The organism is Cellulomonas sp. plas2 (genome assembly GCF_057221735.1).
This window is the reverse complement of record NZ_CM170155.1, coordinates 1,159,728-1,181,118: the sequence shown is the minus strand read 5'-3', so window position 1 is coordinate 1,181,118 and position 21,391 is coordinate 1,159,728. Positions and strand designations below refer to the sequence as shown.

The 21,391-nt window shown below is 73.1% G+C and carries 19 protein-coding genes and 1 pseudogene; 10 read left to right on the top strand and 10 right to left on the bottom strand.

The window, feature by feature from the left end:
- The first annotated feature begins 1 nt into the window (after position 1).
- The 4 genes from AC2TDM_RS05335 to AC2TDM_RS05320 all read left to right on the top strand — a co-directional run bounded on the left by AC2TDM_RS05335 (position 2) and on the right by AC2TDM_RS05320 (position 3,945).
- On the top strand, positions 2-1,036 hold the full coding sequence (locus AC2TDM_RS05335) for a LacI family DNA-binding transcriptional regulator (protein WP_484636027.1): 1,035 nt from the start codon (positions 2-4) through the stop codon (positions 1,034-1,036).
- A gap of 131 nt (positions 1,037-1,167) precedes the next feature.
- Entirely contained in the window at positions 1,168-2,049 is an 882-nt protein-coding gene (locus AC2TDM_RS05330; protein ID WP_484636026.1) for a hypothetical protein, read from the top strand.
- A gap of 4 nt (positions 2,050-2,053) precedes the next feature.
- A complete protein-coding gene (locus AC2TDM_RS05325) occupies positions 2,054-3,622 on the top strand; it encodes an ATP-dependent DNA ligase (protein ID WP_484636025.1) in 1,569 nt (522 codons plus the stop codon).
- A gap of 89 nt (positions 3,623-3,711) precedes the next feature.
- Positions 3,712-3,945 carry a ribbon-helix-helix protein, CopG family gene (locus tag AC2TDM_RS05320; protein ID WP_484636024.1) on the top strand — a complete coding sequence of 78 codons (234 nt, stop codon included), beginning with the start codon at positions 3,712-3,714 and terminating at the stop codon, positions 3,943-3,945.
- Positions 3,946-4,132: 187 nt separating this feature from the next.
- Here AC2TDM_RS05320 and AC2TDM_RS05315 read toward each other — a convergent pair whose 3' ends face one another.
- From AC2TDM_RS05315 to AC2TDM_RS05290, 6 genes are all read right to left on the bottom strand, one after another.
- Positions 4,133-4,801, bottom strand: coding sequence for an RNA ligase family protein (locus AC2TDM_RS05315; RefSeq protein ID WP_484636023.1), 669 nt, complete (start codon positions 4,799-4,801; stop codon positions 4,133-4,135).
- Entirely contained in the window at positions 4,798-5,307 is a 510-nt protein-coding gene (locus tag AC2TDM_RS05310) for a hypothetical protein (protein ID WP_484636022.1), read from the bottom strand. Before AC2TDM_RS05310 ends, AC2TDM_RS05315 begins: the two co-directional genes overlap by 4 nt.
- Complete coding sequence (locus tag AC2TDM_RS05305; RefSeq protein WP_484636021.1) at positions 5,304-6,695, bottom strand: AAA family ATPase; 1,392 nt, start codon at positions 6,693-6,695, stop codon at positions 5,304-5,306. The genes AC2TDM_RS05310 and AC2TDM_RS05305 overlap by 4 nt, the downstream gene beginning before the upstream one ends.
- 349 nt (positions 6,696-7,044) lie before the next feature.
- Positions 7,045-7,404, bottom strand: coding sequence for a Rieske (2Fe-2S) protein (locus AC2TDM_RS05300; RefSeq protein ID WP_484636020.1), 360 nt, complete (start codon positions 7,402-7,404; stop codon positions 7,045-7,047).
- Positions 7,401-9,884: a nitrite reductase large subunit NirB gene (gene nirB, locus AC2TDM_RS05295; RefSeq protein ID WP_484636019.1), complete on the bottom strand. Its 2,484-nt coding sequence runs from the start codon at positions 9,882-9,884 to the stop codon at positions 7,401-7,403. Before nirB ends, AC2TDM_RS05300 begins: the two co-directional genes overlap by 4 nt.
- Positions 9,885-9,886: 2 nt before the next feature.
- On the bottom strand, positions 9,887-12,439 hold the full coding sequence (locus AC2TDM_RS05290; RefSeq protein ID WP_484636018.1) for a molybdopterin oxidoreductase family protein: 2,553 nt from the start codon (positions 12,437-12,439) through the stop codon (positions 9,887-9,889).
- Positions 12,440-12,784: 345 nt separating this feature from the next.
- Here AC2TDM_RS05290 and AC2TDM_RS05285 point away from each other — a divergent pair.
- The 3 genes and pseudogenes from AC2TDM_RS05285 to AC2TDM_RS05275 all read left to right on the top strand — a co-directional run.
- Positions 12,785-12,958, top strand: a pseudogene (locus AC2TDM_RS05285) (mini-circle protein); the annotation flags it as partial.
- Positions 12,959-13,064: 106 nt separating this feature from the next.
- Positions 13,065-13,373, top strand: coding sequence for a mycothiol transferase (locus AC2TDM_RS05280; RefSeq protein ID WP_484636389.1), 309 nt, complete (start codon positions 13,065-13,067; stop codon positions 13,371-13,373).
- Between the two features lie 70 nt (positions 13,374-13,443).
- Positions 13,444-13,824: a UBP-type zinc finger domain-containing protein gene (locus AC2TDM_RS05275; RefSeq protein ID WP_484636017.1), complete on the top strand. Its 381-nt coding sequence runs from the start codon at positions 13,444-13,446 to the stop codon at positions 13,822-13,824.
- 66 nt (positions 13,825-13,890) lie between these two features.
- Here the strand turns inward: AC2TDM_RS05275 and AC2TDM_RS05270 are convergent, their stop codons facing one another.
- Positions 13,891-15,327 (bottom strand): DNA polymerase IV, encoded by a 1,437-nt coding sequence (locus tag AC2TDM_RS05270; protein WP_484636388.1) that lies wholly within the window; start codon positions 15,325-15,327, stop codon positions 13,891-13,893.
- A gap of 249 nt (positions 15,328-15,576) precedes the next feature.
- Between AC2TDM_RS05270 and AC2TDM_RS05265 the strand changes: the two genes are divergently transcribed.
- On the top strand, positions 15,577-17,121 hold the full coding sequence (locus AC2TDM_RS05265; protein WP_484636016.1) for an MATE family efflux transporter: 1,545 nt from the start codon (positions 15,577-15,579) through the stop codon (positions 17,119-17,121).
- Between the two features lie 6 nt (positions 17,122-17,127).
- Here the strand turns inward: AC2TDM_RS05265 and AC2TDM_RS05260 are convergent, their stop codons facing one another.
- A complete protein-coding gene (locus tag AC2TDM_RS05260; RefSeq protein WP_239079067.1) occupies positions 17,128-17,904 on the bottom strand; it encodes a sulfite exporter TauE/SafE family protein in 777 nt (258 codons plus the stop codon).
- A gap of 151 nt (positions 17,905-18,055) precedes the next feature.
- On the opposite strand from AC2TDM_RS05260, the gene AC2TDM_RS05255 reads away from it, so the two are divergent.
- Positions 18,056-18,343: a hypothetical protein gene (locus AC2TDM_RS05255; protein ID WP_090035148.1), complete on the top strand. Its 288-nt coding sequence runs from the start codon at positions 18,056-18,058 to the stop codon at positions 18,341-18,343.
- Positions 18,344-18,482: 139 nt separating this feature from the next.
- Here the strand turns inward: AC2TDM_RS05255 and AC2TDM_RS05250 are convergent, their stop codons facing one another.
- Positions 18,483-19,427 carry a DUF808 domain-containing protein gene (locus AC2TDM_RS05250; protein ID WP_090035151.1) on the bottom strand — a complete coding sequence of 315 codons (945 nt, stop codon included), beginning with the start codon at positions 19,425-19,427 and terminating at the stop codon, positions 18,483-18,485.
- Between the two features lie 206 nt (positions 19,428-19,633).
- Between AC2TDM_RS05250 and AC2TDM_RS05245 the strand changes: the two genes are divergently transcribed.
- Complete coding sequence (locus AC2TDM_RS05245; protein ID WP_090035154.1) at positions 19,634-20,992, top strand: serine hydrolase domain-containing protein; 1,359 nt, start codon at positions 19,634-19,636, stop codon at positions 20,990-20,992.
- 121 nt (positions 20,993-21,113) lie between these two features.
- Here the strand turns inward: AC2TDM_RS05245 and AC2TDM_RS05240 are convergent, their stop codons facing one another.
- Positions 21,114-21,263: a hypothetical protein gene (locus tag AC2TDM_RS05240; RefSeq protein WP_175499615.1), complete on the bottom strand. Its 150-nt coding sequence runs from the start codon at positions 21,261-21,263 to the stop codon at positions 21,114-21,116.
- Between the last annotated feature and the right edge of the window lie 128 nt (positions 21,264-21,391).

The following is a 21,391-nucleotide window of genomic DNA, read 5'->3' as shown; positions in this document are numbered from 1 at the left end:
GATGGCGGACCGGCCGGCGGCGCGCGTCACCATCGTCGAGGTCGCCAAGTACGCCGGCGTGGCGATCAGCTCCGTCTCCAGCGCGCTCAACGACCGGCCCGGCGTCTCCGAGCAGACCCGGGCCCGCATCAAGCAGGCCGCCGCCGAGCTGGGGTTCGTGCCCAGCGTCCGCGGGCGCGCGCTCCGCGCGCGCCGCACCTTCACCGTCGGGCTCGTCGTGCAGCACGACCCGACGGTGCTGGAGTCCGACCCGTTCTTCGGCGGTTTCATCGCCGGGCTCGAGCAGGTCCTGGACCCGCGGGGGTACGCGCTCATCCTGCAGATCGGGCAGGCACCGGCGGACACCCTCGACCGCTACCGCCGGCTGGCCGCCGGGCGGCGCGTGGACGGCGTGCTGCTCGACGAGCTCGTCGTCGACGACCCGCGGGTGGAGCTGGTGACCGAGCTGGCGCTGCCGGCGGTGGGCGTCAACCCCGCGGCCGGCTTCCCCCTGCCGGCCGTGCGGCAGGACGACGCGGCCGGGATCCGCGACCTCGTCGCGCACCTGGTGGGGCTGGGCCACGAGCGGTTCGCGCACGTCGCGGGGCCGCCGCACCTCGTGCACGCCGTGCGCCGGGCGGAGGCGTGGTCGGCGGCGCTGGCGGCGGCGGGCCGCGGGCCAGGGGCCGTCGTGCCCGCGGACTTCACCTACGACGGCGGCGCCCGGGCGGCCGCGGTCCTGCTCGACGCGGAGCGGCCGCCGACGGCCGTCTTCTGCGCCAACGACCTCGCCGCCATCGGCGTCATGGCCGAGGCGCACCGCCGCGGGGTCCGCGTGCCCGAGGACCTGTCCGTGGCCGGTTTCGACGGCATCGAGCTCGGCACCTACGTGCGCCCGTCGCTCACCACGCTCACGACGACCCCGCGCCTCGTCGGCGCGGCGGCCGCGGAGCTGCTGCTGGACCTCCTCGACGGAGGCACCCCGGGCGACGTCACCGTCGAGCCGGCCCGCCTCCTCGTCCGCGGCTCGACCGGTCCCGCGCCCGACCGCTCCTGACGTCCCGGTCGCGCTCCCCGTGGAGGGGTGCTACCGTCACGACGAATGCACCGAAACGTTTCGGTGCTTCCTGCAGTGCCCGTAGCCCGACGACCATCGCGAGCTGGTACTTCGGCAGCAACCGCGCCGGTGTGCCCCTCTACGACCCGGCGACGGGCGTCACCACGGACGGCGTCCAGCCCGACGGCACCACCAACCGCAACGCCGGCGCCGAGAGCACCATCCACGGCCTGCTGTCCATGCTGGCCCTCGACGCGCACCCGGACGTCTCCGCGCTGGCCCAGGCGGCGGCCACGGTCACCCTGCGGGACGGCCTGACCGTCGTGGAGGCGGAGTCCGGCACGACGGACGGCACCGTCCTCACCCCGGACGACGCCTGGACCGGCGAGTCCGGGTGGAGCGGCGGCTCGGCCGTGCAGCTCGCGCCGGGGCGGACCGCGTCGATCCCGGTCCCCGCGGGGAACGGCGTGCGCTCGGTCGAGCCGGTCCTGCTGGCCCAGCCCGGCACGCCGGCCGTGTCCCGCTGGACCGCCGGCCGCTACCCGCTCGGCACGCTCACCACACGGGCCGGCGACCAGGGCATCACGGCGATCCCGGGCGTCCTCCTCCCCCTGCCGCTGACGCGCCCGCTGCTGCCCGGGGCGACGACGGTCACCGTCGACGGCCGCGTGGGCACGACGGTCGTCGACGCCCTCGTCGTCCCCCCGCACCTGCAGCGCCTGAGCCTGGCGGGCGACGACGGTGCCGCGACGGAGCTGGCCGTCTCCGCGGGCCGCACGCCGCTGCCGGCCACGGTCGGCGCGGCGGGGCACGACGTCGACCGTCGAGGTCTTCGACGCCACGGGCACCCTGGTCCGCTCCGCGGAGCTGACGGGGCGCGGGGTCGTCGCCGTGCCGGCCGGGGGTTTCCTCGTCGCCACGCGCTGACGGCTGGTCCCCAGCAGCAGCACGCGCAGGGCCGCGCCGCGTCGCCCCACCCGGGCGGCGCGGCGCGTGCATGCGCGGCACGATGAGCCCGTGCTGCTCGCCGACGTCGCCGCCACGTCCCGCGCGCTGGCCGCGACCCGGTCGCGCCTGGCCAAGCGGGCGCTGCTCGTCGACCTGCTCGGCCGGACCGCGCCCGACGAGGTGCCGGTCGTCGCCCGCTACCTGGCCGGTGAGCTGCGGCAGCGCCGCACGGGCCTGGGATGGCGGTCGCTCGGCTCGCTGCCGGTGCCGGCCGACGAGCCGTCCCTGGAGGTCGTCGCCGTCGACGCGGTCTTCGAGCAGATGGCCGGCCTGTCGGGGTCGGGCTCGTCGACCCGGCGCCTGGCGCTGGCTCGCGACCTCTTCGCCGCCGCCACCGCCGACGAGCAGCACCTGCTGCGCGGGCTCGTCACGGGCGAGCTGCGGCAGGGCGCCCTCGACGCGCTGCTCCTCGACGCCGTGGCGGAGGCCGCCGGCGTCCCGGCTGCCTCCGTGCGCCGGGCGGCGATGCTCGCGGGCTCGACGGAGCCGGTCGCGGCCGCGGCTCTGGGTGCGGGGTCGCCGGAGGCGGCCGAGGCGGCGCTGGCCGGCTTCGGGCTCACCGTCGGCCGCCCGGTCCGGCCGATGCTGGCGGCGTCGGCCCCCGACGTGGCCGCGGCGGTCGCCGGCTTCGAGGGCCGCGAGGTCGTCGTCGACGCCAAGCTCGACGGCATCCGGGTCCAGGTGCACCGCGACGGCGACGAGGTCCTGGTCGTCACCCGGAGCCTGGACGACATCACCGCACGCGTCCCCGAGATCGTCGCCGCCGCGCGCGGCCTCGACGTGCGCTCGGTGGTCCTCGACGGGGAGGCCCTGGCCCTCGACGCCGACGGCCGCCCGCGCCCCTTCCAGGAGACGGCCTCGCGCAGCGCCACCCGCGACGCCGAGATGGCGGCCGGCACCACGCTGACGCCGTTCTTCTTCGACGTCCTGCACGTCGACGGCCGCGACCTGCTCGACGCCCCCCTGCGCGAGCGCCTGGCCGTCCTGGACGCGGTGGCCCCGGCGTACGCCGTCGAGCGGGTGGTGACGTCGGACCCGGAGGTGGCGCAGGAGTCGTTCGCCCGCTGGGTCGGCGAGGGCCAGGAGGGCGTCATCGTCAAGGACGCCGAGGCGCCCTACGAGGCGGGCCGCCGCGGCAGCGCGTGGGTCAAGGTCAAGCCCCGCCACACGTTCGACCTGGTGGTCCTCGCGGTCGAGCGCGGCTCGGGCCGCCGCACGGAGCTGCTGTCGAACATCCACCTCGGCGCCCGCGACCCGGAGAGCGGCGGCTTCGTCATGCTCGGCAAGACCTTCAAGGGCATGACCGACGAGATGCTGGCCTGGCAGACCCGCCGCTTCCGCGAGCTCGAGGTCGCCGACGACGGCTGGACGGTCACCCTGCACCCGGAGCAGGTCGTCGAGATCGCCATCGACGGCATCCAGCGCTCCCCCCGCTACCCCGGCGGCATCGCCCTGCGCTTCGCCCGCGTCCTGCGTTACCGCGACGACAAGACCCCCGCCGAGGCCGACACCCTCGACACGGTCCGCACCCTCGGCGGCCTGCGTGAGAACGAGCCCGAGCAGAGGGACGAGATCTGACGTCGACGACGCCGAACGCCTGCCGCGACAGCGTCGGCACCATCCCGCAGTCGGCCCCCCGCGTCGTCTTTTCGTCATACGATGGGCCGATGGCGACGGACGCAGAGATCGAGCGGTTGGCTCACGAAGCGGAGCGGGGCTACGACGTCGACGTCCTCAAGCGCAGGGGTCGCGGACGCCCGGGGCGGGGCGCAGAACCCATGCAGGTCGTCGCCGTCCGTCTGACGACCGACGAGCTGGAGGCGCTCGACGCCGCGGCCGCCAAGAACCAGATCACCCGGTCTGAGGCCATACGCCGCTCATTGGCACACTTCGCGGCGTGAGGGTCCATTAAGTGCGTCCAGCATGGCGCGCGCCCTGATGATCACCACGGACGGCGACGTCGACTCGCCCACCGGCGCAGCTCGTCCGACCCCGATGTCGCAAATCGCCTGCCGCACCCGACTACGCGGGGCGCCTGCCCGACGCCACGCTTCGCATTCTCGTGACCTGCCCGCGCTATCCGGCCGCTCAGGCCTGCACTAGCCGATTCTTCTGTTGACCGCCAGACATCCAGTGCGTCTCGATCTGCTGAATGAAGTATGGCCTCACCAATTTTGCGCGCGCGGGTTCCCTGCCATCTTCCGCCCGGACCACGACACCTTCCATTCCTTCGCAGCCATAACGGCTCACCCCAATCGCCGCTTGCAGGTCGCGCAAGTCAAACTCTCCCTCGGCAATCTTTGGAACGGTGGACAGGCCCAACTCAAGCGCTAGAGCATCGCGCACGTCTAACTGCCAGAACCGCTGTGCCTCGCGGTCGTACACATCGAAGAGCAGGAACCAATCAGGTAGGCGATCATAGAATATCGAGTGCCTGACGGCGCACCACTCGCCAAAGAGGATCAAGTGTGGGCCGATCGCCTTCAGTATGCGCGATTGGCGAGGACGCAGCCAAGACTCGATCCCCGCAAAGTGCCTGCCCCCGGATGCGACATAGTCGCCGCGCGCCTGCAAGCGTAGACCGGGCCCGTCACCGGATATTCCTAGGTTCTGGCCATCAAGCTTCTCTTCGACGATCAAAGGGCCCGACAGCAGCGCCTCCAGTTCTCTCTGCGGCAGAACTTTATCTGCTCTTAACTCGATTCCGGGCGGCTGGCAGAGGTGCGGCGTCGAAGGATAGCGAAAGAATTCACTCACGGAGCATCAAACCCAAACTTCGAGCGGTACGCGGCCCGGATCGACTCCTCGTGCGCGTAGACAACTTGAACACCATGCCGCCGGAGGACGGCCGCCCAGTTCAACCACTTTGTGTCGGTCGCCTGCACAACAGGCACGCAAGCGACTTTCGCGGCTGCCACAAACTTGCGATCAGATGGATCGATTTCACCGTCGTCGCCTTCTAGCACCTCGTATTTGTGCTCGACCACGGGATCTGGCCGCAAGTCTGGACGTGCCGAAGAGTCCCAGGTGTATCTGAAGTCGTGTACATACCTAGCGAACGCGTCACCAAGCGTCGGCTGACCGCTGAAATCAAGTTGATGCATATACTCGTCAACGATCTCTCCGGCCGCATCCGTGACAACTACCAAACGGCCCGCGAGTATCTCCTCCAAAATCTCTTCGCACGCGTCCAGCAAATCCTGAGGGCGATCTGCAGGGAGCTTAACGACGAGGGGAACATTCGTGTCGACGACGCGGCTCACACTTCGGCCCTCGCGATACGCCGGCGTTCACGCGCACTCCTAGACTGCGCGATTAGATCCGCGGCAGGATCACCGAAGAAATTGTTCGGCCAATTGTGCACGTTGCCTAGAGGATCGACGTCAAGGGGCTCAATTCGAGAGCCAGCACGACCAGTACTTACCACATAGCAGCGGACTCGAGTGGGATCTAAGGCGCCTTCGGCGATCCGACGTAAGAGTCGCCGAAGCAAGTGCTCCGAATGCGATTCCACGATGATCTGCGTGTCCCTCGGCCGGCTATTCTCCCTCATGCCGATTGCTTCGATGAACAGATCCGCCAAACCGGCTTGAATCGAAGGATGCAAGTGGATTTCTGGCTGCTCCATGATCACGGTCGACCCCGGAGCGGAGTAGAAGCACTCGACGATGACCGGCAGCACCTGCGAAACACCGAAGCCGACATCCGTTAAGAGTACTTCTCGAGATCCGCCTGGCGTCCGCACTCGCACTTCGTACTCGTCCCGGCCCTCACCGATCGGTTTCACGGTGAAATCGTCGATCACACCCAGCGTTTTTAGCCAACGTGCCACGAGGGCCTGAAGCGGTTGGTGTCGGGTGCCCGACCGAACGTTGTATGTTCGGTCCCGACCAGCAAGAAGGGCTTCGACTGTACGCTCCCCTCGCCAGCCTACGTGGCCTACCTCCTCTCCCGACCACCGGTATAGCCGATTCGGCTTCTCCCTAAGCGGTCCTAAATAGTTTAGAGCAGATAGTTGCTCCTCCAGGGCCAAGGTGAAGTCGGGTGCGTACTCCAAGTGCTGATATCGAGTCGCAAGATCATCCGGGAAGGCGTGAAACTGCGAGGGAGGGGACACGGGCCACTTCCGCCCAAGCGTCCTGATCAATTCGACGCCTTCTGCTTCCATCTTGTATTTTGTGGAAGTGTCAGACTCTCGCGTGCTCCGAAGGGTAAGGCGACGTCCGTCATTAGCATGAAGCGTGTAAGAATACTCGTCCACCCTCACCCTCGGTGGCGCTACCCCCACCGCGCTGATTCTCGAGGTGAAGTCCAGAAGGTTCCCTTCGAAATACTGGTCGCTCCGCGGATCAAAGATCTCCATCTCGTCCAGGCGTGACCATCGAAGGTGAAATTCCAACGGAACGGCCACATCGCCGTCGCGTACGAGTTCAGAATAACTTCCGAGGTCGACGGGGGTGCCGTCATCACCGGTGTGCAGTACGCGTTTGCGGTCCGCCGACTCTACGGTCTGACGCAACATCAGAAGGAATTGGTGCAGGCTAGACTTTCCTGACGAGTTTGCGCCGAAAAGTATTGTCAACGGAGCCAACTCGATATCCCCGGTATCTCGCCACGCTTTGAAATTCTTTATCTGCAGCCGCGTTAGCACAACCGTTCCTCCTCGCTCGTCGTGCCGCAGGCTATCGCACTAGGACCGCGCGCGCTTCAGTGCTCGATGGCTGTGCCTCGGTCGATGGAACGGCGCTTCCCAGTCGGCGCCGCCGGCACGGGCTCGCTCAGCAGACGAAACCAGGCCGATGCGACGCAGGACGGCGTGCACGGACTGAGAGATCGGTCTCGACTGTGCGAGCACATTGGATTTACAACCGGGATGCTCAGCATTCGGGGCGGGTATAAATTTCGGCCTTGTGTACGTCAAATCTCGAGGCGACGATTTCCTCTGGCTGGCCATCACAAGTTGCGGGCTATGGCGGTCTGCAACTGTTGGCAACTGTTAGCTAGCCTCCGACGACGAGCCAGCCGTCCTCCTCCGCGACCGGGAAGACCTGCAGCGCGCGCTGGCCGGTCAGGCACGCGCCCGTGGCGAGCTCGAAGGTGTGGGCGTGCAGCGGGCACACCACGACGCGCGCGTCGGTCTGGCCGTCGGCGATCGGGCCGCCGCGGTGCGGGCACACCGCCGAGACCGCGCGCAGCGCGCCGGTGCGCAGCCGGAACACCGCCACCTGCTCCCCCGCGACCGCGAACGCGCGGCCCTCGCCGGGTGGCACGTCCGTCACGCGGGCGACCCTCGTCGCCGGCAGCCCGCGCACCAGACCGCCCGGCGCCTGCTCGGACACCACCGCCTCCTCCGCGCTCATCGGACCGGCACCTGCGGCAGCACCGACAGCGGCAAGGACGTCCGGAACTGGCCCGGCTCCACCGGGCTGGCCCCCTCCTGCCACGGGTCGACGTAGGCGTCCACCGACTCCTGCATCCGCTCGTCGAGCCCGGCGGCCAGGCCGTCGCGGTCGTCGACGAGGATCGCCTTCAGCTCCTCCAGGCCGACCCGGGGGACGAAGGTGTACGTCCGCTCCAGCCAGTGCGCGTTCTCGCGGTAGTACTGCATGAACCGCCCGGCCAGGGTCAGCACCTCCTCGCGGGAGTCGACGGTCGCCAGCAGGTCCCCCTTGCGGATGTGCGCGCCGGCGGCCCCGCCGACGTAGACCTCCCAGCGACCCTCGCCGATCGCGACGACGCCCACGTCCTTGACGAGTGACTCCGCGCAGTTGCGGGGGCAGCCGGACACGGCGAGCTTCATCTTCGCCGGGCTCTCCAGGCCCTGGTACCGGCTCTCCAGGTCGATCCCGAGGCCGGTGGAGTCGTCGAGCCCGAACCGGCAGAACTCCGTGCCGACGCACGTCTTCACGGTGCGGAAGCTCTTGCCGTACGCGTAGCCCGACGGCATGCCCAGGTCGCCCCAGACCTTCGGCAGGTCCTCCTTGCGGATGCCGAGCAGGTCGATGCGCTGGCCGCCGGTGACCTTGACCAGCGGGACCTGGTACTTGTCGGCGACGTCGGCGATGCGGCGCAGCTGGTCCGGCGTGGTGACGCCGCCCTTCATCTGCGGCACCACCGAGAACGTCCCGTCGCGCTGGATGTTGGCGTGCACCCGGTCGTTGACGAACCGGGCGTCGCGCTCGTCGACGTGGTCGTGCGGCCAGACCACGCGCAGCAGCGAGGTCAGCGCCATCTTCGACCTCGCGTCGTCGGCGCCCTCCGGCGCGAGCGCCGCGAACACCGCCGACACGGACGTCAGGTGCCGTTCCTTGATGGCGGCGACGAGCTCGGGCTTGGTCATCGGGATGCCTGGCACGTACCAGGACGCCGAGGGGTCCTCCTCGACCTTGCCGCCGGCGGCCCACTCGACGATCTGCGCCACCAGCCCCTTGCAGGACCCGCAGCCCTTCCCGGCCCGGGTCTTGTCCATGACGGAGCCGACGGTCTTGCAGCCGCCGTGGACCGCTCCGCAGATGTCCCCCTTGGACACGCCGTTGCAGTTGCAGACGGCGGCCTCGTCGGACAGCTCCGCGACCGACACCTCGTCGGGCGGCGCGCCGATGTCGAAGAGCATCTGCACGCGCTCCTCCGGCAGCGCCATGCCGCGGTCGAAGGCCTGCACGAGGAACGCGGTCTTGCGCACGTCGCCGAGCAGCGTCGCGCCGATGAGCCGGCCGTCGCGCACCACCAGCGACTTGTGCACGCCCTTCTTCGGCTCGGAGAACACGATGTGCTCGTCCGTCTCCCGCTGAGGCGCGACGACGCCCATGGACGCGACGTCCACGCCGGCGACCTTGAGCTTCGTCGCCGTGCGGGAGCCGTGGTATGCCGCGGCGGGGTCGGCGCCGGTCAGGACGTCGGCGATGACCTTGGCCTGCTCCCACAGCGGGGCGACGAGGCCGTACGTCTCGCCGCGGTGCTGCACGCACTCGCCGACTGCGAAGACGTCGTCGGACTCGACCGTGCGGAGCTGGTCGTCCACGACGATCCCGCGCTCGACCGTCAGGCCCGACATCTGCGCGATCTCGGTGTTCGGCCGGATGCCCGCCGCCAGCACCACCATGTCGCACGGCAGGAAGCGCCCGTCCTTGAGCTCGATGCCCTCGATCTGCTCCCGGCCGCGCACGGCGGTGGTGCGCCCGCCGCAGACGACCTCGATGCCCAGCTTCTCGATGCTGCGCTGCAGGATGCGGCCCGCGGCCTCGTCGAGCTGGGCGTTCATGAGATGCCCCGGGCCGTGCACCACGGTGACCTGCATGCCGTGGCTCTGCAGCCCGGCCGCCGCCTCGAGGCCCAGCAGGCCGCCGCCGATGACGACCGCGCGCTCGTGGTCGCGGGCGTAGGCGATCATCCGGCGCGTGTCGTCGAGCGTGCGGAACGTGAAGACCGCCTGGTGGAAGCCGCGCCGCGGGTCGCGCAGGTGCGTGATCTCCGGGACGAACGGCACCGAGCCCGTGGCGATGACGAGCTGGTCGTACGGCTGCACACCGCCGGCCCCGTCGACCACGACGTGCGCGAACGGGTCGATCCGCGCCACCCGCACGCCGGCGCGCAGGTCGATGCCGTTCTCCGCGTACCAGGCGACCGTGTTGAGGAAGATGTCCGCCTCGTCGTCCACGCCCTGCAGGACGTTGGACAGCATGATGCGGTTGTAGTTCCCGTACGGCTCCTCCCCGTACATCGTGATGTCGAACTGGTCCGCCCCGCCGCGGGCCAGCACCTCCTCGACCGTGCGGGCCCCGGCCATGCCGTTCCCGACGACGACAAGGCGCCGCTTCGGACCCACCGCGTGCGCACCCACGCTCAGACCTCGACCAGGCCGAGGTCGACGACGAGCACGCCGCTCGCGCCGTCCGGGGCGGACACCTGCAGCTCGACGACCGTGCCGGCCTCGAGGTTCTCCACGACGCGCAGCGGCACGTGCGTGTCGGCCTTGGCGCCGACGGGGAAGTACCGCATGGGCTCCCCGTCGCGCAGCAGCACGACGCAGGCCAGCTCGTCGGAGCTGTTGCCGCCCCGGAAGTAGACGGTCTGCGCGACGGCGCCGTCCGGCACCTCGTACACCAGCGCCGGGCTGAACGGCACGGGCTGGTCCAGGCCCTTGCCCGTGAACGGGGCGATGGTCTGCAGAAAGCGGGGGGTGGAGGGCACGGCGGTTCCCCTGTCAGGTCGGTGGGCGGAGGTGGCGGACGTGCGGATGGACGCGAGGGCGGTGGTCGGGGCGACGAGGGTCGTCGCGGGCGGGGGCGGCACGGGCTCGTCGGCGCGGGCCACCGCCACCGCGCAGGCCTTGAAGGCCGGCATCCGCGACAGCGGGTCGAGCCGGTCGTCGGTCAGCGCGTTGGCGTGGCCGGCGCCCGGGCCGCCCCCGCCCCAGTGGAAGGGGACGAAGACCGTGTCGGGCCGGATCTCGTCGGTCAGCCGCACGCGGAAGACCGCGCTGCCGCGGCGGGTGGTGAGCCGGACGTGGTCGTCGTCCCCGACGCCGTGGCGGCGGGCGAGGTCGGGGTGCAGCTCGGCGCGCGGCTCGGGCTGGGCGAGGGACAGCTGCCGGACGCGACGGGTCTGCGCGCCGGACTGGTACTGCTCCATGAGCCGGCCGGTCGTGAGGACGTAGGGGTAGGCGCCGCCCGTCGGCTCCACGCGCTCCTGCCACGTCACCGGCACGCACCGCGCGCGCCCGTCCGGCGTCGCGAACCGTTCGGCGAACAGCCGCGGCGTGCCCGGGTGGTCCTCCGACGGGCAGGGCCAGAACACGCCGTCCTCGGCGTCGAGGCGCTCGTAGGTGATGCCCGCGTAGTCGGCCGTGCCGCCCGCACTGGCCTGCCGCAGCTCGTCGAACACGGTCCGCGGGTCCGTCGGGAACTTGTCCCCCTGACCGAGGCGGGTCGCGAGCTCGTGCATCGTCGCCAGGTCGTCGCGGACGCCGGCCGGCGGGTCGATCGCCTTGCGGCGGTGGATGACGCGGCCCTCGAGGTTCGTCATCGTCCCCTCCTCCTCCGCCCACTGGGCGGTGGGGAGGACGACGTCCGCGAGCGCCGCGGTCTCGGAGAGGAACAGGTCGCTGACGGCCAGGAAGTCCAGGGCCTTCAGGCGCTCGACGACGTGCGTGCCGCGCGGCGCCGACACCGCGATGTTGGAGGCCATCACCAGCAGGCTGCGGACGCCGTCGTCCCGGCCCAGCCGGTCGAGCATCTCGTAGGCGCTGCGGCCCGGGCCAGGCAGGGAGTCGGGGTCGACGCCCCACACGCCGGCGACGTGCGCGCGGGCCGTCGGGTCGTCGAGCCGGCGGTAGCCCGGCAGCTGGTCGGCCTTCTGGCCGTGCTCGCGCCCGCCCTGGCCGTTGCCCTGGCCGGTGAGCGTGCCGTAGCCGGAGCCGGGGCGGCCCGGGAGGCCCAGGGCGAGCGCGAGGTGGATGAACGCCGTGGCGGTGTCGGTGCCCGCGGCGTGCTGCTCGGCGCCCCGCGCGGTGAGGACCATGGCGGCCGGCGCCTCGGCCAGCGCGTGCGCCACCCGTCGCAGGTCGGCGACCGCCACGCCCGTGATCCGCTCGACCCGGTCCGGCCAGAAGGACGCCACCGACGCGCGGACCGCCTCGAACCCGCTGGTCCGCGCCGCGACGTACTCCTCGTCGACGAGGCGGTCCTTCACCACCACGTGCAGCAGCCCCAGCGCCAGCGCCAGGTCCGTGCCGGGCACGGGCTGCAGGTGCAGGCCCGCGCCCTTGGCGGTGGCCGTCCGCCGCGGGTCGACGACGACGTGCAGCGCGCCGCGCTCACGGCCGGCGTCGACCCACTGCATGGCCGGCGGCATCGTGGCCGCGGCGTTGCTCCCGACGACGAGGAGCACGTCGGCGGCGGCCACGTCCTCGAGCGGGAAGGGCAGCCCCCGGTCGATGCCGAAGGCGCGGTTGGCGGCCGTCGCCGCGCTGCTCATGCAGAACCGGCCGTTGTAGTCGATCGCCGACGTGCCGAGCGCGACCCGGGCGAACTTGCCCAGCGCGTAGGCCTTCTCGTTCGTCAGCCCGCCACCGCCGAAGACGCCCACGGCGTCCGGGCCGTGCACGGCCTGGGTGGTCCGCACGGCCGCCGCGATGCGGTCGTAGGTGTCCTCCCACGTCGTCGGGACCAGGCGCGAGGAGCGGTCGCCGGGCACCGCGCGGACCAGCGGCGCGAGCAGGCGCTCCGGGTGGTCGAGCAGCTCGGCGGCGGTCCAGCCCTTCGAGCACAGCCCACCGCGGTTGACGGGGAACGTCTCGTCGGGCTGCAGCTCCGCCGGCCGGTCGCCGGCGTGCAGGACCATCCCGCACTGCAGGGAGCAGTACGGGCAGTGGGTCCTCGTGGCGGTCCGGCTCATCGCGACCCAGCATCGGCGGGGCGTGTTTCGCCCGGTCGCGCGGCTCGTTACGTCTCGCGCTCGTCGAGCGCACAGGCGACGTCCGTCCCCGGTGAGGTGGCGCGGTGAGGGTCGCTCGGAAACTCGTCCCCGGATCGGGGAACACGTCGCGGGATGCGCCGGTTGTGGACCGTGCGCACCGGTTCATGACCCCCGGGCTCAACCACAGCCGCTACGAGCGGCCTCGCGCCGTGAGGCGTCTGCCGGTGCGCAGCGACGGGCGGTACCCCTCGGGGTGCCGCCCGTCGTGCTCCCCGGGTCCCGGCACCCTTCCGCCGTGTCGGACCCCGGCCCTACGGTCGGTGCATGGCCGACGACGACATGCCGTGGGAACCGCCCGCAGCGGGGGACGAGCTCGCGCACCTGACCGCCGCGGTCGACCGGATGCGCACCACGTTCCGGTGGAAGGCCGACGGGCTCGACGCCGCGGGGCTGGCGCAGCGCGTGGCTCCTTCGCAGCTCTCCCTCGGCGGGCTGCTCAAGCACCTCGCCGCCGTGGAGGACCTGACCTTCACGTGGAAGCTGCACGGGACGCACCCCGGGCAGCAGTGGGACTTCCAGTCGTGGGGCGGACAACGGCACGGAGATCCTCGCCGCGGGCGACGACAGCCCCGAGACGCTCTACGCGACGTGGGACGACGCCGTCGCCCGGTCCCGCGAGCGGCTGGACGCCGTGCTCGCCGACGGTGGCCTCGACACGGTCGCCTCCCTGGGGGACGAACGGGGCCACCTCAGCCTGCGCCGCCTGCTCTTCGACCTCCTCGAGGAGTACGGCCGGCACACGGGCCACGCGGACCTGCTGCGCGAGGCCGTGGACGGGCGGGTCGGCGAGGACCCGCCGCAGGGGTGGGTGCCGGAGTCCGGCGCGCCGCTGGCCTGGATCGGCAACCGCTGACCGACCGCTCGACCTGCTCGACCTGCTCGACCTGCTCGACCTGCTCGACCTGCTCGACCTGGAGGCGACGATGACCACCGACCTGCCCGGCATCGACCTCGACGTGCCGCCGTCGGGGCCCGGGTGCGTGGAGTGCGAGCGGGACGGGAGCTGGTGGGTGCACCTGCGCCGGTGCGCGACCTGCGGGCACGTGGGGTGCTGCGACGACTCGCTGCACCGGCACGCCACCGCGCACGCCCACGCCGAGCGGCACCCGGTCATGCAGAGCTACGAGCCGGGCGAGGACTGGTTCTGGGACTACGAGCGGGGCCGTGCGTTCGCGGGGCCGGACCTCGCTCCCCCGACGAGCCGCCCGGTCGACCAGCCGGTGCCCGGGCCGGCCGGGCGCGTGCCCGCCGACTGGCGCGAGCAGCTCGCGGCCCGGGACGAGCGGGAGGGGCGGGGTCGCTGACGCGTCCTGCGGCGCAGGACCGGAGGCACGGATCGGTCGGCGGGTCGCTCGTCGGAGTGGTGCTGGTCAGCGGGCCTGCTGCGCCGGCTGCCCGTCCGGGCCGAGCGCGCCGACGAGCCACAGGGGCTCGTCGGGCACGGGCAGCACGCGTTGCGGGCCGCGGCCGGTGGCCGCCGTCTCGAAGCGGACGGCGATGTGCCGCGGCCGCACGGCGACGACCCAGCCGCGCCCGTGCTCGGGGTGCTCGACGTCCATGCCCGGTGACGTGTTGTCCGGGGTCGCGAGGACCGGCCCGTCGGCGGTCGGGGCGCTCGCCTCGTCGGCGCCGTCCGGTTCCTCGTCGTCCGACGACATCCCCGTCGTGGCCCCCTCGCCCGTCGGCTCCTCGTCGAGCGCGAGCGTGAGCTGGGCGTGCTCGGACAGGCCGTGGAAGCTCACCCCGAGCAGGCGCACCGGCGCCGCGACCTCCGCGGCCTCCAGCGCCGCGAGCGCCGCGGTCCGCAGCGGCCCCTCGTCGGACGTGGGGTGGGGCAGCGTCGTCGAGCGGGTGAGCGTGGTGAAGTCGGCGAGCCGGACCTTGACCACGACCGTCCGCGCAGCGGCCCCGGAGCGGTGGAGCCGGCCGAGGGCGGCGGGCAGCACGCGTTCCAGCGCGCCCCGGACCTCCGCGCGGCCCACGACGTCGGCGGCGAAGGTCCGCTCGGCGCCGACGGACTTCACCTCGCGCGTGACCTCCACCGGTCGGTCGTCCCACCCGCGCGCCATCGCGTGCAGGAGCGTCCCCTGCGCCTGCCCGGTGAGCTCGACGAGGACGTCGAGGCGCTGCGCGCGCAGGTCGGCGACGGTGCGCACGCCCACCCTGTCCAGCGCCGCGGCCGTCGCCGGCCCGACCCCCCACAGCGCCCGCACCGGCAGCGGCAGGAGGAAGCCGTCCTCGTCCTCCGGCGGAACCACCAGCAGCCCGGCGGGCTTGGCCGCGTCGGAGGCCAGCTTCGCCACGAGCTTCGAGCGCGCCATCCCGATGGTCACCGGGAGCCCGCACCGGCGGGCCACCTCGGCGCGCACGTGCTCGGCCGTCGCCCGCAGGTCCACCGGCGGCCGCACGAGGGCGGGGGCTCCGTCCTCCCCCTCGACCGGTCCCGCGTCGAGGTCGGCGAAGGCCTCGTCGATGCTCAGCGGCTGCACCCGGGTCGCGTGCTCGCGCAGCACGCCCATGAGCACAGCGGAGAACGCGCTGTACGCGTCGAAGCGCGGGACGAGCACGGCCGCCGTCGGGCAGAGCCGGCGCGCGCGGGCCATGGGCATCGCGGAGCGCACGCCGTAGGCACGCGCCTCGTAGGAGGCCGCTGCGACCACCCCGCGGCCGCCGACCCCGCCCACCAGCACCGGCTTCCCCGCGAGGCTCGGCTTCTGCAGCTGCTCCACGCTGGCGAAGAACGCGTCGGCGTCCATGTGCAGGATGCTCGGCCGGTCCCGCAGCCGCGGTGCGACCGGCACGGGCATCGCGCCGACGGCCGGCGTCCTCACCGCTGCCCCCGGTCGACGCGGGCACGACGGCCACCGGCGTCACGACGACGGGCACCGCGAGGGACAGATGTGGCACAGGTCACAGTCGTTCGAGTTGACCGACCCCCCGGTCGTATCGATTCGATAGTGGTGCTTGAGCGACCGGCACGACCGAGCACGCGACCCGCCACCACCGTCACACCTCTCGCCACATCCCTCCTCCTCCCGCTGCGGAGCCCCTCAGTCATGCCCCAGGTCCTCACCGCCGGCCGTCCCTGGCGTGTCATCCTCCTCTTCGCCGTCCCCCTGCTCGTCGGCAACGTCGTCCAGCAGCTCTACCAGGTCGCCGACGCCGTGGTCGTCGGCCGCGTGCTGGGCGTCGAGGCGCTCGCCGCCGTCGGCGCCACCGGCTCCTTCCTCTTCCTGCTCATCGGGTTCGCCTGGGGCATGACCACGGGCTTCGCCATCCCGACGGCGCAGGCCGTCGGCGCCGGCGACGCGCGGGCGGTGCGGCGGTCCGTGGCCGCCGGCACGGTCCTGACCGCCGCGGTGTCCCTCCTGCTCACGGTGGCCGCACCGCTGCTGGCCGCACCCGCGCTGCGCCTGCTGCACACGCCCGAGGAGCTCGTCCCGCAGGCGACGACGTTCGCCGTCGTGAGCTTCCTCGGCGCGGGCGCGACGATGGCGTTCAACCTGCTGTCCGCGGTGCTGCGCGCGCTCGGCGACTCCCGCACCCCGCTCGTGTACCTCGTGGTGAGCTGCGCGCTCAACATCGTGCTCGTCGTGGTCGCGGTGCCGGTGCTCGGCATGGGCGTGGGCGGTGCGGCGCTGGCGACCGTCGTCGCCCAAGGCGCCTCCGTCGCGCTGTGCCTGCGGCACGTGCGGCGCCACGTCCCGGCGCTGCACGTGCGCCGCGAGGACTGGCGGCTGACCCGTGGGGAGCTGGCCCTGCACCTGCGGCTCGGCCTGCCCATGGGGTTCCAGGCCTCCATCATCGCGATCGGCTTCCTGGCCGTGCAGGTGCGCCTCAACGAGCTGGGGCCGGACGCGGTGGCGGCCTGGACCACCGGCATGCGCGTCGACAACCTGGCGGTCGCGCTGCTCGCCTCGCTCGGCCTGGCCGTGTCGATGTTCGTCGCGCAGAACCACGGCGCCGGCCGGCCGGACCGCGTCCGCGCGGGCACGCAGCAGGCCCTCGTCCTGGGCGTGGTCGGCTCCCTCGTCATCGGGCTGGTCGTCGTGCTGGGCGGCGCACCGCTGGTGCGGCTGTTCGTCGGGTCGGGCGAGGAGACGGTCGTCGGGATGGCGGCGTTCCTGCTCGCCGTCAACGGCGCCTGCTACGTGGTCCTCGGCGCCCTCTTCGTCCTCCGCGGAGCCCTCCAGGGACTCGGCCACACCGTGGTCCCGACCGTCACCGGGGTGCTCGAGCTCGGCTGCCGGGTCGGCGCCGCCGTGGTGCTCGGGGGCGCCTTCGGGTACCCCGGCGTCGTGTGGGGCAACCCCCTGGCGTGGCTGGCGGCGTTCGTCCTGCTCGTCCCGGCGACCGTGCACGCGCTGCGCGGCACGACGGCGGGCACGACGGCGGGCGCCGCGATCAGCACCTCGACGAGCACCTCGGCGAGCATCCCGACGAGCATCCCGACGAGCACTGCCCCGTCGGAGCCTCCGGTCGCCGTCCACGGCGAGCCGACGTCGGCCGACGTGACGCCGGAGGCCGTCGCCGCGGAGGTCGCCGTGCTCCCGGAGCAGCGCGATCACGACGAGGTCTCGCCCACCAGGGCGTGCGCCTGACCGGCGTCAGCCGGACAGCACGTCCCACCCGAGCCGGGCGACGAGCACGGCGACCACCACGAGGAACACGACCCGCACGAGCCGGCTGCCGCCGCGCACGGCGGTGCGCGCCCCGAGGTACCCGCCGACGAGGTTGGCGACGCCCATGGAGGCCCCGAGCCACCACAGCACCGACCCGTGCAGCGCGAAGACGAGCAGTGCGCCGAGGTTCGTCGCGAGGTTGACGATCTTGGCGGTCGCGCTCGCCTCCAGGAAGCCGTAGCCCAGCAGCCCGACGAGCGTGAACACGAGGAACGCCCCCGTGCCGGGCCCGGCGATGCCGTCGTACCAGCCGATGACGGCGCCCGTGCCGGCCGCGGCCAGCAGGTGCCGGTGCCCGCTGAACCGCAGCCGGGTCGTCTCCCCCAGCGCCGGCCGCACGGCGGTGTACACCCCGACGACGACGAGCGCGACGAGCACCACCGGCTGCAGCACGCCGGGCGGCACGGCCGTGGCCGACAGCGCCCCGAGCCCGGCCCCCAGCGCGGCGACACCGGCCATGGGCAGCGCCGTGCGCAGCGACGGCTGCACGCGCCGGTAGTAGGTCAGCGCGCTGACGGCCGTGCCCATCGCGCCGGCGAGCTTGTTCGTCGCGAGCGCCTGGACCGGCGACACCCCGGGCGTCAGCAGCAGCACCGGCAGCTGCACCAGCCCGCCCCCGCCGACGACGGCGTCGACCCACCCCGCCGCCAGCGCGGCCAGCAGCAGGAGGACGAGGGTGGAGGCGTCCAGGGACGGGAGCAGGTGCTCGAGCGTGGGTCCGGTCCTCTCGGGGGTCCGCCGGGGCGGAGTCGGCACGTCCGCGCAGGTCGCCCGGCGGCGGTCGGCGACGAGCATAGGCACCGGCAGCGCGCGCTCCTTGACGCGGTCAGGCTACGTGCGCCAGCGTCCGCCCATGACTGCCAGCCGACCCGCCCAGCCGGACGGACGAGGACGACGCACCGCCCGCGCACCGCTCGCCCTGGCGCTCGTCGGGGCGCTGCTGCTCGCGCTCGGGCTCTGGCTGCTCTGCCGGCCCACCTACGCGGCCTCGTTCGGCTGGACGGCGTACGCGCCGCTCTCCGAGGCGGTGTTCTCCCCGCGTCCCTGGCGCCTGTGGCTCGGCACAGCCCTCACCCCGGTGGCGACCCTGCTGCTCGGCACCGCCCTCGGCTGGTGGTGGCGGGGGCGCCGGTCGCGCTGACCGGACGACGGCGAGCGCCCGGCGGACTCCGCGCCCGGCGGACTCCGCGCCCGGCGGTCTCCGCGCCCGGCGGACTCCGCGCCCGGCGGACTCCGCGCCCGGCGGACTCCGCGCCCGGCGGACTCCGTGCCCGTCGGGCTCAGTGCGCGGCGGCCTCGCGGCGGCGCGGCAGCAGGTGGATGACGGCGACGACGACCGCGCCGACGACGAGCCCCACCAGCGCCGAGGCCAGCGTGTCGACGAGCCAGGCCAGGAAGCCACCCACGCCCGGCACGCCGGCGACGGCCTCCTCGGCGTGGTGCACGAGGTCGTACAGCCCGTGCCACCCGAGCTCGTCGACCCCGACCAGGAGGATGTGCCCGCCGACCCACAGCATGGCGACGATGCCGACGCTGGACAGGACGGAGAGCACCTTCGGCATCGCCGCGACGAGGAACCGCCCGGTCGCGGCCGTCGCGCCGTTGCCGGTGCGCGCCAGGCGCAGGCCGATGTCGTCCATCTTCACGATGAGCGCCACGACGCCGTAGACCAGGATCGTGATGGCCAGGGCCACCACGACGAGGATGAGCGCCCGCGACACGAGGGGCTCGTCGGTCACCTCGTCGAGCGCGATGACCATGATCTCCGCCGAGAGAATGAAGTCCGTGCGGATGGCGCCGGACACCATCGTCTTCTCGGTGGGCGCGTCCTGCGCCGCAGCCGGGGTCGTCGTGTGCTCCTCCGCGTGCCCGCTGACGAGCTCCCAGACCTTCTCCGCGCCCTCGAAGGCGAGGTACGTGCCGCCGAGCATGAGGATCGGCGTGAGCAGCCACGGCACGAACTGGCTGAGCACCAGGGCGGCCGGGAGGATGAACAGCAGCTTGTTGCGCAGCGACCCCAGCGCGATGCGCCGGATGATGGGCAGCTCGCGGTCCGGCGTGAAGCCGCTGACGTAGCGCGGCGTGACGGCCGTGTCGTCGATGACGACGCCCGCCGCCTTCGCGCTGGCCCGGCCCGCGGCCGCACCCACGTCGTCGACCGAGGCCGCCGCCAGCTTGGCGAGCGCGGCGATGTCGTCCAGGAGCGCCGCGAGTCCGCCGGCCATCCGTCCCCCTCGTCAGGCGCCGCGGCGGCCGGTCCGGCCGCCTGGTGGCGTGCGCCAGGTCGTCAGGGTAGGGCCACCGGCCTCCGTCCGCGGTCGGAGACGCCGGCGCGGGTCCGGCGGGCCGATCTCCGTCGGGCGGCCGATGCGGACGCCGCGCCCGTCCTCGCAGGCTGGGGGCACGTGGCACCCGATCCGAGGAGGCACCGATGTCGTCCGCCACCGCCCGTCCCGCCCGTCCCGCCCGTCGCCGCCCGCTCGTGCGCGGCCTCGTCGCCGGCGCGCTCGCCCTGCCGCTGGCCGTCCCGCTCGGGGCCGCACCCGCCGTGGCCGCGGCGCCGGGGCCGGGCACCGAGGACCCCACCGCCACGGCGCGCGCCGTGCTCGAGGCCGCTCGTGCGGCGCAGGCCGCTGTCGCCGCACCCGCCGCGCCGTCCGCGTCCCGCGCCGCCGGTCCCGCCGGTCCCGCCTCCCCGACGTCACCCGCCGGACCCGGCGACGACGCCGCCGCGCTGGGTGCCGCCGTCGACGCGCTCGTCGCCGGCGGGGCGGTGGCCGTGACCGCGCGCGTGGACACGCCGGACGGGACGTGGTCCGACGCCGCGGGCACCCGTGAGCTCGGGGGCCGCGCCCCCGCTCACGACACGGACCGCTTCCGCGTCGCGAGCAACACGAAGCCGATGATCGCCACGCTCGTCCTGCAGCAGGTGGAGCGCGGCGCCCTGTCGCTCGGCACGCGCGTCGAGGACGTCCTCCCCGGGCTGCTGCCCGGGCACCCCGAGGTGACGGTCGAGCACCTGCTCAGCCATCGGTCCGGCATGCCGACCGGCACGGACGCCCTCCTCGCCGCCCGGATGAGCGACCTCACCTCGCTCGAGCAGCTCTTCGCGGCGATGGGGCAGGACTACACCGACGCCGACCACGTCGCCGCGGCGCTGGCCACCCCGTGGGTCGCCGAGCCCGGCACCGCCTTCTCCTACAGCAACGCCGGCTACGTGGTGCTCGGCATGCTGCTCGAGCGGACGACCGGGCGGGACCTGGGCGACCTGCTGCGGGAGGGCGTCTTCCGCCCCGCCGGCATGCGGCACAGCGCCTTCCCCGACGAGCCGCAGCACCGCGGCCCGTTCCTGTCCGACGCGGCGTGGACCGGCACGCAGGGCCTGGGCTGGAGGTCGCTGACCGGATTCGACCCGGACGTGTTCGGCGCGGCCGGTGCGGTGACGAGCACGACGAGAGACCTGTCGTCGTTCACGGCCGCGCTCCTGTCCGGCCGTCTCGTCGACCCCGCGACCGTCGCGGACATGACGACGCCGCGCAGCGACGAGGTCCTCGAGTACGGGCTCGGCGTGTACCGCGTGCCGGACCCCTGCGTGGCCCCGGGCGCGGAGCCGGCCTACCTGTACGGCCACGACGGCGCGTCCTTCGGCACCCTGTCCCTCGCCCTGTCGTCGCCGGACGGCGAGCGGCGCGTCACCCTGGGCGTGACCGGCCGTGACCTCACGGGTGGCACCGAGCCGCTGTACGACCTCGGCACCCTCCTGGTGCCGATGCTGCTGTCCACCTGCTGACCGGCTCCCCCGGCCCGCGGTGCGGCACGACCGCCGCCACGAGGCGCCGGGGACGACGGAGGCCCGGACCCCCAGGGGGTCCGGGCCTGCTGGTCGTGAGGTCGGCGTGCGGGGCCGACGCTCAGCGGGCGCGACGCGGGGCGGCCGCCGACGAGGCGGCGGTCCGCGAGCGCTGCTCGCGCAGCGCCAGCGCCCGGCGACGACGCTCGGCCGCCTCCTGCTGGCGCTGGTGGTGGAGGGACTGGTGCAGGTCGAGGATCACGCGGGTCACGTCCTTCGGTCGTGCCGACCACGGTGGTGGTCGCGAAACGGTGGCGCGGGGTGTGCGCCTGGCAGGACAACGTCCCTGCCGCCTCGGATCATCCCATGACCGGTGCCGACGTGCCCGTCGGTCCCGCC